We start from the raw sequence: 13,697 nt of genomic DNA, 5'->3' as shown, positions 1-13,697 counted from the left end.
TGGTACAATAGTTTTATATTAAATTATTGCTCCAAACATAATTAATGAGTTCTACAGAAGTTTTAGAGTTTGTTTTTTGTCTCAAATTGCGTTTGTGATTCTCTATGGTGTGATATGATAAAAACAGTTTCTCAGCTATTTGAGGGCTATTTAACCCTTTTGCCATTAATTTTAATATTTCTTGTTCTCTTTTTGTGATGTTTGGCAAATCAACATTTACTAATTTCATTTCATCGGGAGCAATATTGAAATAAACGTTTTGATTTGCAATTTTGTCAGTAAGTGTCATCAAAACAGGTTTTTCCTTGAAACTTAAATGAGATAAATCAGTAATCATGATTATTCCACAGGTTGTTCTGTCAATACCTATATATAAACCTGGCATCTGAATAAGAACCCAACGATATTCGTTTAGCGCATTTAGCATTCTAGCATAAATATTTACTCGGACATTTGCTTGTCGTTCAACTGGTAGTTCTTCTATTTTTTGAACGGCAAGATTAAGTGCCGACAGCACATAAAAACTATCATCGGGGTGAAGATTTTCGACTAAAAAAAGTGCGGTACCATTTGTCCATCGCTCATGGCTAAAAGGTGTAAGTTCATTAATATTTTGACTTGCTGCTACAATTTTCATTTCGTGGTTGTTTCCTATAAACCAAAAATAAGGACCAACAGCATAATTAGAGGCTTCATCTATTTGTTTCTGAAAAAACACTTCATAATTACCAATATTTAAAGGATTGTCATTTTTAGCAATTTCATTAAAATCTTCAACGGATAAAGGATTCAATATATTCATTTTGTGTCTTTTTGGTAAATAGTAACTTCTATTCTGTTAAATAAAAGCTTAAATATACTAAAAATGACAGATATCTGCTATTTTTTGAAATTTTAATAATACACACCTTTACCTATAATTTTTAACAAACAAACAAACTTTAAAACTCAAAAAAATGAAAACAAATTTTAAAAAAATAAGTACACTTTTAGTTGTGTTATTTTCAATAGGAACACAGCAAGTCAATGCTCAAAATAAAAAAGGCGGGTATGTAAGTGTAAACACAGGTTACAGTATGGGAACAGGTCAGCCAAATACAATTGCTGCTTATCTTTTGCAAATTATTAATGCAACTGAACCAAGTGCAACAACATCAACACAAGAAATTGCTAAAATTAATCTTGGACAAGGATTTAATGCAGGTGCGACTTTTGGTTATATGTTTAACAAAAATATTGGTTTAGAACTTGGTGCGAACTATTTGATGAGTAGCAAAACTAATACTACTAACACTAGTTATTCAGGAGATTATAAAAACAACGAAATTTCTGCAAAAATGATACAAATAAAACCAACTATTGTTTTTAGAGGTGGTTACGACAAAATAAATCCGTATGCAAAATTAGGAATGGTTATTGGCTCAGGAAAAATGATTATTGATGCTGACTACAAAGATGGTGCAGATACATTTAGCACAACTCTAGAGCTTAACGAAGGAATGCCAGTAGGTTTTCAAGGAAGTTTAGGAACACTTTATAAAATAAACGAGAAGTTTTCGCTGTTTGCTGAATTAGATTTGATAAGTCTTTCGTATGCACCAAAAAAAGGAGAATACACTAAATTTGTCGCAAACGGTGCCGATGTTTTATCATCAATGTCTGTGGAAAACAAAGAAATAGAATTTGTAGATTCGTTTACTAATACAGGTGTTTCGTCTCCTTCAACACAACCAAGTAAATCACCAGTTATTCCTTTTTCATTTAGCAGTATTGGTTTAAATATTGGCTTGCAATATCATTTTTAATTAAAATTAATTATGAAAAATTTACAAAAAACATCAAAAAGGCTATTTCTAGGAATTATAATTTTATCACTTGCAATAACAAGTTCATGTTCTCCAGAAGATGGAAAAGATGGAAAAGATGGAATAAACGGAACAAATGCATCAATTGCAAATACAGGATTTCATGTTATACCACCTGAAACATTTGACCAAAGTATACCAAATATAACTTATACCAAAGTACAATTTGGAGTCGAAACAACCGATGATATGAATGCCTTCAATACAGCAACAAGTGAATTAACAATTCCTCAGAACGGGTTTTATCATCTTTCAGTAACTTTAAAATTCTTTACCGCATTGCCAGACAACTCTCCAGTTGTAGTTCAATTACGAAAAAATGGATGGCAGTTTAAATCTTTTAGCCAACGATTAGGCGCAGTACCCAGTATAAATATTAATGGCGATTTTAGTCTAAATGCAGGTGACGTGATAACTGTGTTTATTTTTCAAAATACAGGAGCTGCACAAAGTTTAGATAGAGTAGCAAACAATACTTATTTTACGGGATACAGAGTTTATTAATATGTAAAACGAAAACAATTAAAAAAATAATAATTATGAAAACATTAAAAAACATATTCACAATTTTAATCATAGCACTTTTTACTATTTCTTGTTCTAACGACGATGAATCAACTCCTGAACCAGCTCCAGCTCCAGTTCCCGGAAGCAATCAACATTATTCGATGGTAACTTCTGGATATTATCACTCATTAGCCATAAGAACCGATGGAACATTATGGTCATGGGGAAATAATAGCGCTGGACAATTGGGCTATGCAACAGCGACAACAATGGGTGTAAAATCTCCTAATCAAATAGGAACAAATACATGGACAACCATAGCAACAGGAGGAAGTTTTAATCTAGCTATAAAAAACGATGGTACACTTTGGGGTTGGGGAATTAACGATTTTGGAAATCTAAATGATGTAACAATAGGTTATAAAACACTTCCATTTCAAATGGGAACAGCAACGAACTGGAGAGCTATCGCTGCTGGTTTATCACACACTCTAGCGGTAAAAACCGATGGAACTTTATGGGCTTGTGGATTAAATAATGTGTATCAATTAGGAGACGGAACTACTACAACTAGAAGAACATTAACACAAATAGGAACAGCAAACAACTGGAAAGAAGTGGTCGCAGGAAACAGTTTTAGTATTGCAATAAAAACAGACGGCACTTTATGGAAGTGGGGAACTCTACAAGGCATTACAATGGCTCCCACTCAAATTGGAACAGCAACCAACTGGAAGTATATTTCGGCTGGAGACAATCAAGCTTTAGCTATAAAAACAGACAATACATTATGGGTTTGGGGAAACAACACTGGCGGACAATTAGGCGATGGAACTACAAATCCCAGAATAGATCCAATTCAGTTAGGGACAGCTACTTGGAAAACAGCTTCAAGCGGAAGAGGAACGACTCTTGCTGTAAAATCTGATGGTACTTTATGGTCATGGGGAAATGGAACTTACGGACAATTAGGAGATGGCACAAATGCAAATAATATGACGCCACACCAAGTAGGAACAGAAACCAACTGGAATACAGTGTACACAACTCTGCAACATTCGTTGGGAACAAAAACGGACAACACACTATATGGTTGGGGAAATAACACAAATAGTCAATTAGGAGATGGGTCAACAGGTCCTTCTTATAGTCCAAAAAGAATTTAAATCTAAAATATGGGAACATTAAAATCAAAAATAGTATTTCTTCTTACTTTATCATTTTTATTTTCAGGTTATGCGCAAGAGGCACAATTTGTTAGTGGAAAAAAGATACTTTTTGAAGAAAAATTCAGTAAAGATATTATGGGAGATTTTCCAGTAAACTGGTTTACAAATAGTAGTGGTGAAATTGCAAATATCAGTTCAAGCAAATGGTTGCAATTATCAGATAAAGGAAGTTTTTATCCGATGAGTATTTTGAAATTACCCGAAAATTTTACTTTTGAATTTGATGTAACAACGACCGATAATTTTAATTTTTATTCAACTCCTTTAAATGTTGTTTTTACAGAAAAAACAACTAAAGCGGACAATGTTTGGAATACCACTCTAAAACGAAAAGAAGCCGTTATTTTTAATGTGCATCCAGCAAACTCTTTATCTGGAACTGGTAGAAGTGAAATTTTCGTGATTTCTGAAAAAAAAGAAATTATGAAAAATAAAGTTGACATTCCCGTTTTTAACAAAAATAAAAATACCGTAAGAGTTCAAATTTGGAGACAAAAAAACAGATTTCGAATGTTTATTGACGGCAAAAAGTTTTGGGATTTGCCAACCGCTTTTCAAGAAGCAAATTACAACCAAATTATCTTTTTTATTGGAACTTATAAAAACACAACCGATAAATTTTTTATATCTAATATAAAACTAGCCGAAGCTGGTTCAGATACGCGTCATAAACTTATAGAAACAGGAACTTTTACCACCAACGAAATTTTATTTGACACCAATAAATTTTCTATAAAACCATCAAGTAAAACGATTTTAGACGACTTAGGAAAAGTACTTTCAGAAAATCAAAATATCAAAATTAGTATTGCTGGTCACACCGATTCTGACGGAAATGATAATGAAAACCTAAAATTATCTGAAAAAAGAGCACAAAGTATCTCCAGTTATTTTATTGCAAATTTTGGTATTCAGAAATCGAGAATGACAACTTTAGGAAAAGGAGAATTAGAACCTATAGCTGATAACAAACTAGAAGAAGGAAAAAAACAAAACCGAAGAGTCGAATTTAATATCATTAAATAATCCCAATTTATTTAAAAAACACTTAAAAAAAACCTACTATATATGGCACAAGTTTAGAAAAAATTTCCTTCTAAAAACTTTATATTAATGCGAATAATTTAGAAAAATGAGATTATGAACTCAATATTGTTTATAAAAATAAACTGATTACAAAAATAAATTTCAATAAAATAAACTTTAACACAAATCATTATGAAAACAACAATTTTAAAATCAATATTAGCCTTATTTCTAGTAACAACAAGTTTAGTGTCGTGTAACGATAATGATGATGTAAGTCCACCGCCACCACCTCCAGGGTTACCCGAGTTTTTATATGCCGAAGGCGGTGCTCCTAGTATGTCGACCGTGACAACACCATATGCAAATGCTTCGTCGGGTAGTATTTTTGGAGTAAATACGGGAACAACAGTTATTGAAATAGATTTACCATCTTTAGTAATTGGCGTATATCCAATAAATGCGACTAATACATTTACCTATTTTAAACCTGGAACTGCTATTACTTGGACTGGATTTACAGGAAATGTAACCATAACCAGAAATGATGATAACAAATTATCTGGAACTTTTGATATTAATTCTGGTAATGGAAGTCCTATGATTAATGAGGTTCATGGTTCTTTTACAAATCTTGTAATTAATCCTTAAAATAAGTTAGTTATTTTTAATTGAGTTGCTCCTGAAAAGCACATATTAATTTTTCGGGAGCAATCATTTGACTTGGAGAATTTTCCATTAGTTTTAGAATTCGTTTCATAGCAAAAGGGTTTAATCCCATAGTAATTCCCATTTCGTGAATAGCCCTTTTTTCTCTTTTGTGCAAAACTCCGTCGCAATGCATAAGCAATGCCAATCTATAAAAATGAATAATTCTGCTAAACTCATCTTTAATAATTAGATACTCATTTCGCTTATTAAATAACTCTAAAAAGGTTTCTTTTCCAATTTCCAATTCTTCAGAAATCATTAGCAAAAAATCGTATTCTCTATCATGTAATTCGCCATCAATAACAGCAAAGGCAATCATTTCGGATAATAAACTTATTTTTTCTTGATGAGAATTCATAATTAAATACGAGCTAAAAATTCTTGAAAATATGATACTGGTTTCAAATCTATTAATTCGTTTCTATGTTTATCAAAAAAAGCGTAATCTAAATCATCAATTGTAGTAATAGAGTTGAAAACTTCTGGTAATTTTTCTTGTTGTTTTTTATACACAAATCCCAATCCGTGGTCTGTGTTTAAAACAAAAGCTGATAATTCAGGATGATTTTTTCTAATGTAAACGATGGTTTTCCAAACATCACCATTCCAAATGTTTTTCCAATCTTTATGATTTTGTAAATCTTTACGAGCATCATCGATAGAATTTGCTGGATAAGCCGCCAATTCGTCAAGTGGATTACAGTCATGTAAAACAATAATTCCTTTTTCGTCAAGATATTTTAAAGTATTTAAAGTGTCTTGCAACGATTGTTTGTAAGTATGAAGACCGTCGATAAAAGTTAAATCGAGTTTGTTTTCTGATAAAAGACTTTGATTGTTAGCAAAAAAATCATCGCTGGTAACTTCAAAATATTGATTTTTGAAATTAGCCGAATTTTTAATTCCTGCTTTTACTTTTTTCCATAAATTAAAATTAAAAAAAGGATCTACAGCAAATCTATTTTTAGGACCAACAATATTAAAAAGGCATTTACCTCTGTTTACACCTATTTCTAAGTAATTTGCAACATTTTTCTTTTTAATTATAGCATTCAAAACTTCAATTCGTGTCATCTTTTGGTCTTATTTTAATTTTTTTATAAAAGTAATGCAAATATAAACAAATCCAAATATTCCTTTTCTTGTCTTTACATTTGAATTTAGTCCAATATAATAATTACCTTTGAAAAATAAATAGATGAACATGACAAATAACGATATTTTCAAAAAATTACGTGTCGCGCTAATGTTGCGTGATGACCAAATAGTAGAAATCCTAGAATTAGTAGATTTTAGAATTTCAAAATCAGAAATTGGTGCTTTTTTTCGTGACGAAAAGCACGAAAACTATGTAGAATGTGGCGATCAGATTTTGCGTAATTTCCTAAACGGATTGGTTATACACTTGCGTGGAACCAAAGAAAACCCTAAAAACCCTAATGATGTTTTAGCAAAACATAGAGCCGAAATTCCTAAAAAAACTTCAGAAAAACCTAAAACGGAATTTAAACCTAAAACCGATTTTAAGAAAAAACCTGCTTCAAATAATAAAAAAGCAGAACCAAAAGTTCAAGTTGTCGAAAAAGTAAGGTTTAATAATGGTAAGGCTAAAAAATAATTTTTTTTGATATAAAAGCAAAAAAATCCCGTCTCATTCTTAAAACGAGACGGGATTTTTATTTATAATCAATTACTCAGGTTTAAATTTTACAATAAAAGTATATTCTTTACCTGGTGTCATAGTTTCTCTTGCAATTTTTTTGTAGTTCAACTGCTCGGTAATGTGTTTTTTGAAAGCTGCATTGTCTGTTCCAACTTGCAAAACAATCAACTCATTATCTGAATTTACCATTGCAGTAAATTTAATTCTCACAGCTCTTTCGAATTCTTCGTTGATATTCAAAGGACCTAATAACTTAGAAATTTCTTTTAATGCTTTCGGATAATCATCGACCGGATTTACCTCTTTTGCCGAAACAAATGTTACATTCATAATTACAACAACAAATAACAAGACTAACTTTTTCATGATTTTTTCTTTTTAGATTACATGTCAAAATTAAGAAATGAATGCTGTTAAAAAAGTGTTTGTCAATTACTTAACCTATATTTAAAGTGAGGAAAAAACTATATTTTTTCATTGTTAAGAGAAGTTCGATTAAAGGTAAAGCCTAAATGATAAACAACTGAAAATCACTAAAATTCGTAAATTACTTTTATTAAGGTGGGTTTTAATTTTAGAAACATTAATTTAAAACATCTTAATAAAAGCTTAAAAATTTACATTGCAGTAACAAAAAAACCTCAGCATTTGCTGAGGTTTTTGATATAATAAAGATAAAAAATCTACTTTTATTAGCTTAATGCAGCTTTAACTTGATCTGCAGCTTCTTGAAATTGTACTGCTGATAAAATTGGCATACCAGAATTGTCTATTAATTCTTTAGCAATTTCAGCATTTGTACCTTGCAAACGAACAATAATTGGCACTTTTATAGCATCACCCATATTTTTGTAAGCATCTACAACACCTTGAGCAACACGATCGCAACGAACGATTCCTCCAAAAATGTTAATCAAAATTGCTTTTACATTTTCATCTTTCAAGATAATACGGAAAGCAGTTTCAACACGTTTAGCATCGGCAGTTCCTCCTACGTCAAGGAAGTTCGCTGGTTCGAAACCTGCATATTTAATCAAATCCATAGTTGCCATAGCAAGACCTGCGCCATTTACCATACAACCTACAGTTCCATCAAGATCTACATAGTTTAAACCTACTTCTTTAGCTTCTACTTCGATAGGATTTTCTTCGCGAATATCACGCATATCAGCATATTTCGGCTGACGGTATAATGCGTTGTCATCTATATTTACTTTGGCATCAACTGCCATAATTTTGTTATCTGAAGTTTTCAAAACTGGATTAATTTCGAACATCGAAGCATCAGAACCAATGTAAGCATTGTATAAAGAATCGATAAATTTCACCATTTCTTTGAATGCATTTCCAGAAAGTCCTAAGTTAAAAGCAATTCTTCTTGCTTGAAAAGCTTGTAAACCAACTGCTGGATCTATTTCTTCATTATGGATTAAATGTGGTGTGTGTTCTGCAACTTCTTCAATATCCATCCCACCTTCGGTAGAATAAACAATCATATTACGACCAGTTGATCTGTTTAACAAAACTGATACATAAAACTCTGAAGTTTCACTTTCTCCAGGATAATATACATCTTCAGCAACTAAAATTTTGTGTACTTTTTTACCTTCAGCAGAAGTTTGAGGTGTAATTAATTGCATTCCGATAATTTCGCTTGCAATTCCTTCTACTTTGTCAATTCCTTTGGCAAGTTTAACTCCACCACCTTTACCACGACCACCTGCGTGAACTTGGGCTTTTATAACATACCAACTTGTTCCAGTTTCGGCAGTTAATTGTTTTGCAGCAGCAACAGCTTCTACAGGACTATTAGCAACAATTCCGCGTTGTATGCGTACACCGTAACTTGCTAAAATTTCTTTTCCTTGATATTCGTGTATATTCATAATGAAGTTTTTGACTTTTTGAGTGGCACAAAAATAATAAATTTCAAACTAATATTCTAACTGATTTTGTTTTTATTTGAGTTGTTTTTTATTAGTTTCTGTTTATATTTTACTATTAGAATAAAAATAACGGCTTAAATAGTTTTCTATTTCTGCTTCTAAAAAGAAATCGGACAAATAAGCTATGTAATTATCTGGTCTAACTAATACAAAAAGTTCCTTATTTACACCTAATTTCTTCCAACTTTCGGTTAGAGGATATTCGATGATTTTTATAGGAAATGGGAATGTTTCTTTTATATTTTCATTCATTTCAGGTTTTAATAACTCATTTGAAAGATGCAAAAGATGGAAAGTTGGTTCGGTAAATAATTCGTAAAAAGGAGCTGTTAGGTGAGCATCAGAAATATAAGGCAACCGATCTCCTGCATAAAAAAGTAGTTTTTGTTTACTTGATGAAAAAGACAATGATTTTCCATTATAATGATACCAAATCTGAGAAACTCTTCTAAAAAGAATAGGTCGAATTTTTTCGAAAGTAAAAACTTTTCCAACCAAATTAACGACTACATATTTTCTAAATTTCGCAGCAAACCAATTATCGTTGGTCATTATATTAAACATTCTATCGGTAAATCTCATGAGCCATTGTGCAAATGGCAATCGTTCTTCGTTATAGGTATTTAGTAAATCGGTTTTAGCTTGTTTATTTAATACAAATGCTAGTTTCCATGCAATATTATAAGCATCTTGTAAACCTGTATTCATGCCTTGTCCTCCAGCTGGACTGTGAATATGAGCGCTGTCTCCAGCTAAATGAACTCTTCCCGAACTAAAATTATCTACACAACGATGGTGTAAATTGTAAATGGAAAACCAATTCATTTTCTCAAAATCAATCGGAATTCCAATGGTTTTAATGACTTCTTTTTCGATGTCTTTAAAATTGATGTTTTTTTTATTAAAATAAGCTCTTGGCAAAGTTCCCAAAACCCGAAAATAACGATCTCCTTTTAACGGAAAAAATCCAACAAAATTTGTGTCTGATGGAGCAATTACCAAATTGTTGTGAGGCAATTTCCAGTTCATAATTACATCGGCCACAAAAAACTTGTTTTCGTAGGTTCCGCCATGAAAATTAAAATTCAATTGATGTCGAATAAGACTTTTTGCACCATCACAACCTATTAGATATTCGGCTTTTATTTCAAAAATTTCGTTGTTCTTTTTTGCTAAAACTATTATTCCAGTTTCATCTTCTTTTAGTGAAACAAATTCTGTTTTCCATTGAACGTTTTTTCTATCCTTTTTTAAATTTTCGTAAAGTAGCGATTCATTATCACTTTGCTCATAAGCTAATAAATAAGGAAAATCGGTCATTCCTTTTCCAATTTCACCAATTTTAATTTCAGCTTTTGGATGTCCTTCGGAAAACAGATTGAAGGAATTCATTTTGATTCCGTTTTCAACTACCGTTTTCGAAAGACCTAATTGTTGGTATATTTCTAAACTTCTGGCTGTAACCGCAATGGCTCTCGACTCGACTGTTGGACCTGATTTTGAATCTATAATGATAAAATCAATTCCAAAACGATTCAATTGATTTGCCGCCATCAATCCTGTTGGTCCAGCACCAACTATTAGTACTTGAGTTGTCATAATACAGTTTTGATATTAAGTCGTTGAATTATAAATATAAACCAACTAATTTACTAAATTTTAGATGTATCTAAAAGGAAATATTATAAAATTCAAGATATTCATCTTGATTATATAATTGATGTTTTGCTTTTAAATTTTTCATAACAAAAACAATAAAAACCGAATAAATTTTATTAAATTACTAGTTAATCTTTGGTTAAATCATTTTTCTGCAATATTTTTGTGTAAAATTTTTAATAATGGAATCTAATCAATTACTTTCAGTAGCGCAAGAATTTGGCAGTCCGCTTTATGTGTATGACGCCGAAAAAATTCTATCACAGTACCAACGTTTAACAAATGCATTTTCTAAGGTAGAAAAATTACGCATTAATTATGCTGTCAAGGCATTGTCGAACATATCTGTTTTAAAGCTACTGAAACAGGTAGATTCCGGACTTGACACCGTTTCGATTCAAGAAGTAAAACTTGGATTACACGCTGGTTTTTCTCCAGATAAAATTATTTATACGCCCAATGGTGTTTCTATAGATGAAATTGAAGCTGTTGCAGCATTAGGTGTTCAAATTAATATCGATAATTTATCTATTTTAGAACAATTTGGAACAAAACACCCGCAAATACCTGTTTGTATTCGTATAAATCCGCACGTAATGGCTGGAGGGAATTCAAACATTTCGGTAGGACATATTGATAGTAAATTTGGAATCTCGATACATCAATTACCACATATTCTACGAATTGTAGAAAATACAAAAATGCATATTAACGGTATTCACATGCATACTGGTTCGGATATTTTAGATATTGAAGTGTTTTTGTATGCTTCAGAAATATTATTTGATACAGCAAAACATTTTAAAACATTAGATTTTATCGATTTTGGAAGTGGATTTAAAGTGCCTTACAAAAAAGGAGATATCGAAACTGATGTAGAAGAATTAGGCAGAAAATTATCGAAAAAATTCAATGCTTTCGAAAAAGAATACGGTAGATCGTTGACTTTAACTTTCGAACCTGGAAAATTTTTGGTAAGTGAGGCTGGTTATTTTTTAGCCAAAGTAAATGTTGTAAAACAAACAACATCAACGGTTTTTGCGGGAATAGATTCGGGTTTTAATCACCTGATTCGTCCTATGTTATATGGTTCGGAACATTATATCGAGAATATTTCGCATCCAAAAGGAAAAGAGCGTTTTTACTCGGTTGTGGGATATATTTGCGAAACGGATACTTTTGCTACAAACAGAAGAATTTCGGAAATAAAAGAAGGCGATATTTTAAGCTTTAGAAACGCTGGAGCCTATTGTTTTTCGATGGCTTCCAACTATAATTCGCGTTACAAACCCGCTGAAGTATTATATAAAGATGGTAAAGCACATCTTATTCGCGAGCGAGAAACTTTTGATGATTTGTTGAAAAATCAGATTATGATTGAGATGTAAAAAGCAAAAATCGGTCTTGTAAAATTTACGAGACCGATTTTTTTATTTTTTATTTCAAAATTTCTAACAGTACATTACTTTCGGTTCCGTTAGGAAATGGGATTTTAATTTTTTGTGCAATTGTTGGAGCAATTTGAGTAATTTCTTTTTTCTCGTATGACTCTCCCTTTTTTATATTCCAACCATAAAAAATACAAGGCACGTGCGTATCGTAACTGTAAGGTGTTCCGTGGGTTGTTCCTGTAATTCCAAAATCAATATTTCCAGTTCCGTACAATACGACTATATCTCCATTTTGCTTGGAATCATATCCTTTGAAAATAAAATTTAAATAATAGTCATTTCCTGTCGAATTTAAGATTTCTTCTTCAGTATAAACTCTTTTTACCTCTTTATATGTCATTAAATAGTCTTTGAAACTTTGCTTTATTTTACTTAATTCTAGAGCTTTTTCTTTTATTATTGCTTTATCAAAAAACAAATTAGCGTTAGAGAAATCTAAAATTACATTCACACCAAAAGTTTCTTCGGAGAATTTTTTTAAATCGGTTGTAAAAGTATTTTCATTAATATTTTTCACATCATATTTATGATCTCTCAAATAACTAGCATTTTCGGCTCCAGCATGGTCTGCTGTTAGGAATAATAGATAATTTCCTTTTCCAACGGTTGCATCTAAACTTGCAATAAAATCGGCAATGGTTTTGTCTAATCGCAAATAAGTGTCTTGCAACTCGATAGAATGTGCTCCAAAAGTATGACCAACATAATCTGTAGATGAGAAACTTACCGTTAGAAAGTCGGTAATATTATCTTTTCCTAAGGCTTCTTTTTCGATAGTTTTAATCGCAAAATCGGCTAAAATATCGTTACCGTAAGGTGTGCTTTTTAGTATTTCGGCTCCTTTTGTGTCGTATATTTTTTTTAAATCATAAGGAAAAACTGGATCTTTTGTTTTGTCAATTTTTCCTTCGTAAGGGTTATTGTCAGATAGACTTTCGTTGTAAGTAGCAATCGGATTTAATAAATCCCAACCTTTATTTATATAAGTCATGTATTTTTTTTCTTGGTTGAATTGCGTTACCCAATCTGGTAATTTTTCGCCATAAAAAGTACTTGATATAAATGAACCTGTTTTACTAAACCAAAATGCCCAATTAGCAAAATGTCCAGCTGGCAAAATAGCGCCACGATCTTTGATGCTTAAACCAATTACTTTTCCTTTGAAGTTAGTTGTCATTCGTAACTCATCAGTAATAGTAGTGCTTTGCATATTTTTTGGTGACATTTCTCCTTCTTTAGCAACGCCATCACCAAGCATTATAACCGATGCGTCATCCGTGCAATACATATTCTTGCCGGTTGTTCTATTAAACCATTCGTTACCTACAATTCCGTGTACAGCAGGAGTTGTTCCTGTATATATCGAGGCGTGACCTGGAGCAGTGTAAGTTGGCATATAATTGTAATGCATGTTATGAAAAGTATAACCATCACCTAATAGTTTTTTGAAACCATTTTGCGAAAAATCATCGGAAAAACGGTATAAATATTCCATTTTCATTTGGTCTACAACAATTCCGACAACTAATTTGGGTCTTTGTTGTTGTATTTTTTGTTGTGCTTGGGTTATTGATGTTGTGATAATTATCAAAAGCAATAGTAACTTTTTCATATACTTTAATTTATTAATACAAAAATAG

14 protein-coding genes are annotated in these 13,697 nt (G+C 31.5%); 7 read left to right on the top strand and 7 right to left on the bottom strand.

The window, feature by feature from the left end; translation table 11 throughout:
* Window positions 1-13 precede the first annotated feature (13 nt).
* The gene (locus tag BM053_RS00440) at window positions 14-802 is read right to left on the bottom strand and encodes a helix-turn-helix transcriptional regulator (protein ID WP_091472740.1); all 789 of its coding nucleotides are present in this window, start codon (window positions 800-802) and stop codon (window positions 14-16) included.
* A 154-nt stretch (window positions 803-956) separates the two neighbouring features.
* On the opposite strand from BM053_RS00440, the gene BM053_RS00435 reads away from it, so the two are divergent.
* The 5 genes from BM053_RS00435 (at window position 957) to BM053_RS00415 (ending at window position 5,278) form a co-directional block, all read left to right on the top strand.
* Window positions 957-1,805: an outer membrane beta-barrel protein gene (locus BM053_RS00435; protein ID WP_091472737.1), complete on the top strand. Its 849-nt coding sequence runs from the start codon at window positions 957-959 to the stop codon at window positions 1,803-1,805.
* 12 nt (window positions 1,806-1,817) lie between these two features.
* On the top strand, window positions 1,818-2,369 hold the full coding sequence (locus BM053_RS00430) for a TNF domain-containing protein (RefSeq protein ID WP_091472734.1): 552 nt from the start codon (window positions 1,818-1,820) through the stop codon (window positions 2,367-2,369).
* A 35-nt stretch (window positions 2,370-2,404) separates the two neighbouring features.
* Window positions 2,405-3,538 carry an RCC1 domain-containing protein gene (locus BM053_RS00425; RefSeq protein ID WP_091472731.1) on the top strand — a complete coding sequence of 378 codons (1,134 nt, stop codon included), beginning with the start codon at window positions 2,405-2,407 and terminating at the stop codon, window positions 3,536-3,538.
* A 9-nt stretch (window positions 3,539-3,547) separates the two neighbouring features.
* Complete coding sequence (locus BM053_RS00420; protein ID WP_091472730.1) at window positions 3,548-4,627, top strand: OmpA family protein; 1,080 nt, start codon at window positions 3,548-3,550, stop codon at window positions 4,625-4,627.
* 192 nt (window positions 4,628-4,819) lie between these two features.
* Entirely contained in the window at window positions 4,820-5,278 is a 459-nt protein-coding gene (locus BM053_RS00415; RefSeq protein ID WP_091472728.1) for a DUF6252 domain-containing protein, read from the top strand.
* Between the two features lie 16 nt (window positions 5,279-5,294).
* Here the strand turns inward: BM053_RS00415 and BM053_RS00410 are convergent, their stop codons facing one another.
* Both BM053_RS00410 and BM053_RS00405 read right to left on the bottom strand, forming a co-directional pair.
* Window positions 5,295-5,696 (bottom strand): excinuclease ABC subunit B, encoded by a 402-nt coding sequence (locus BM053_RS00410; protein ID WP_091472725.1) that lies wholly within the window; start codon window positions 5,694-5,696, stop codon window positions 5,295-5,297.
* Window positions 5,697-5,698: 2 nt separating this feature from the next.
* A complete protein-coding gene (locus BM053_RS00405; RefSeq protein ID WP_091472723.1) occupies window positions 5,699-6,412 on the bottom strand; it encodes a class I SAM-dependent methyltransferase in 714 nt (237 codons plus the stop codon).
* 130 nt (window positions 6,413-6,542) lie between these two features.
* Here BM053_RS00405 and BM053_RS00400 point away from each other — a divergent pair, with 130 nt between their 5' ends.
* Complete coding sequence (locus BM053_RS00400; RefSeq protein ID WP_091472720.1) at window positions 6,543-6,956, top strand: DUF1456 family protein; 414 nt, start codon at window positions 6,543-6,545, stop codon at window positions 6,954-6,956.
* A 72-nt stretch (window positions 6,957-7,028) separates the two neighbouring features.
* Here the strand turns inward: BM053_RS00400 and BM053_RS00395 are convergent, their stop codons facing one another.
* The 3 genes from BM053_RS00395 to BM053_RS00385 all read right to left on the bottom strand — a co-directional run bounded on the left by BM053_RS00395 (window position 7,029) and on the right by BM053_RS00385 (window position 10,546).
* Complete coding sequence (locus BM053_RS00395; RefSeq protein WP_091472671.1) at window positions 7,029-7,367, bottom strand: hypothetical protein; 339 nt, start codon at window positions 7,365-7,367, stop codon at window positions 7,029-7,031.
* A gap of 326 nt (window positions 7,368-7,693) precedes the next feature.
* Window positions 7,694-8,887: an ADP-forming succinate--CoA ligase subunit beta gene (gene sucC / locus BM053_RS00390; protein WP_091472669.1), complete on the bottom strand. Its 1,194-nt coding sequence runs from the start codon at window positions 8,885-8,887 to the stop codon at window positions 7,694-7,696.
* Between the two features lie 102 nt (window positions 8,888-8,989).
* Window positions 8,990-10,546: an FAD-dependent monooxygenase gene (locus BM053_RS00385; RefSeq protein WP_091472666.1), complete on the bottom strand. Its 1,557-nt coding sequence runs from the start codon at window positions 10,544-10,546 to the stop codon at window positions 8,990-8,992.
* 242 nt (window positions 10,547-10,788) lie between these two features.
* Between BM053_RS00385 and lysA the strand changes: the two genes are divergently transcribed.
* Entirely contained in the window at window positions 10,789-11,994 is a 1,206-nt protein-coding gene (gene lysA / locus BM053_RS00380; RefSeq protein WP_091472664.1) for a diaminopimelate decarboxylase, read from the top strand.
* Window positions 11,995-12,043: 49 nt separating this feature from the next.
* Here lysA and pafA read toward each other — a convergent pair whose 3' ends face one another.
* A complete protein-coding gene (gene pafA, locus BM053_RS00375; protein WP_091472663.1) occupies window positions 12,044-13,669 on the bottom strand; it encodes an alkaline phosphatase PafA in 1,626 nt (541 codons plus the stop codon).
* Between the last annotated feature and the right edge of the window lie 28 nt (window positions 13,670-13,697).

Origin of the sequence: Flavobacterium swingsii, assembly GCF_900111965.1 — a bacterium.
In the GTDB taxonomy this organism is placed as follows: domain Bacteria; phylum Bacteroidota; class Bacteroidia; order Flavobacteriales; family Flavobacteriaceae; genus Flavobacterium; species Flavobacterium swingsii.
The sequence above is the reverse complement of the archived record's forward strand: the minus strand, read 5'-3'. Positions and strand labels throughout refer to the sequence as shown.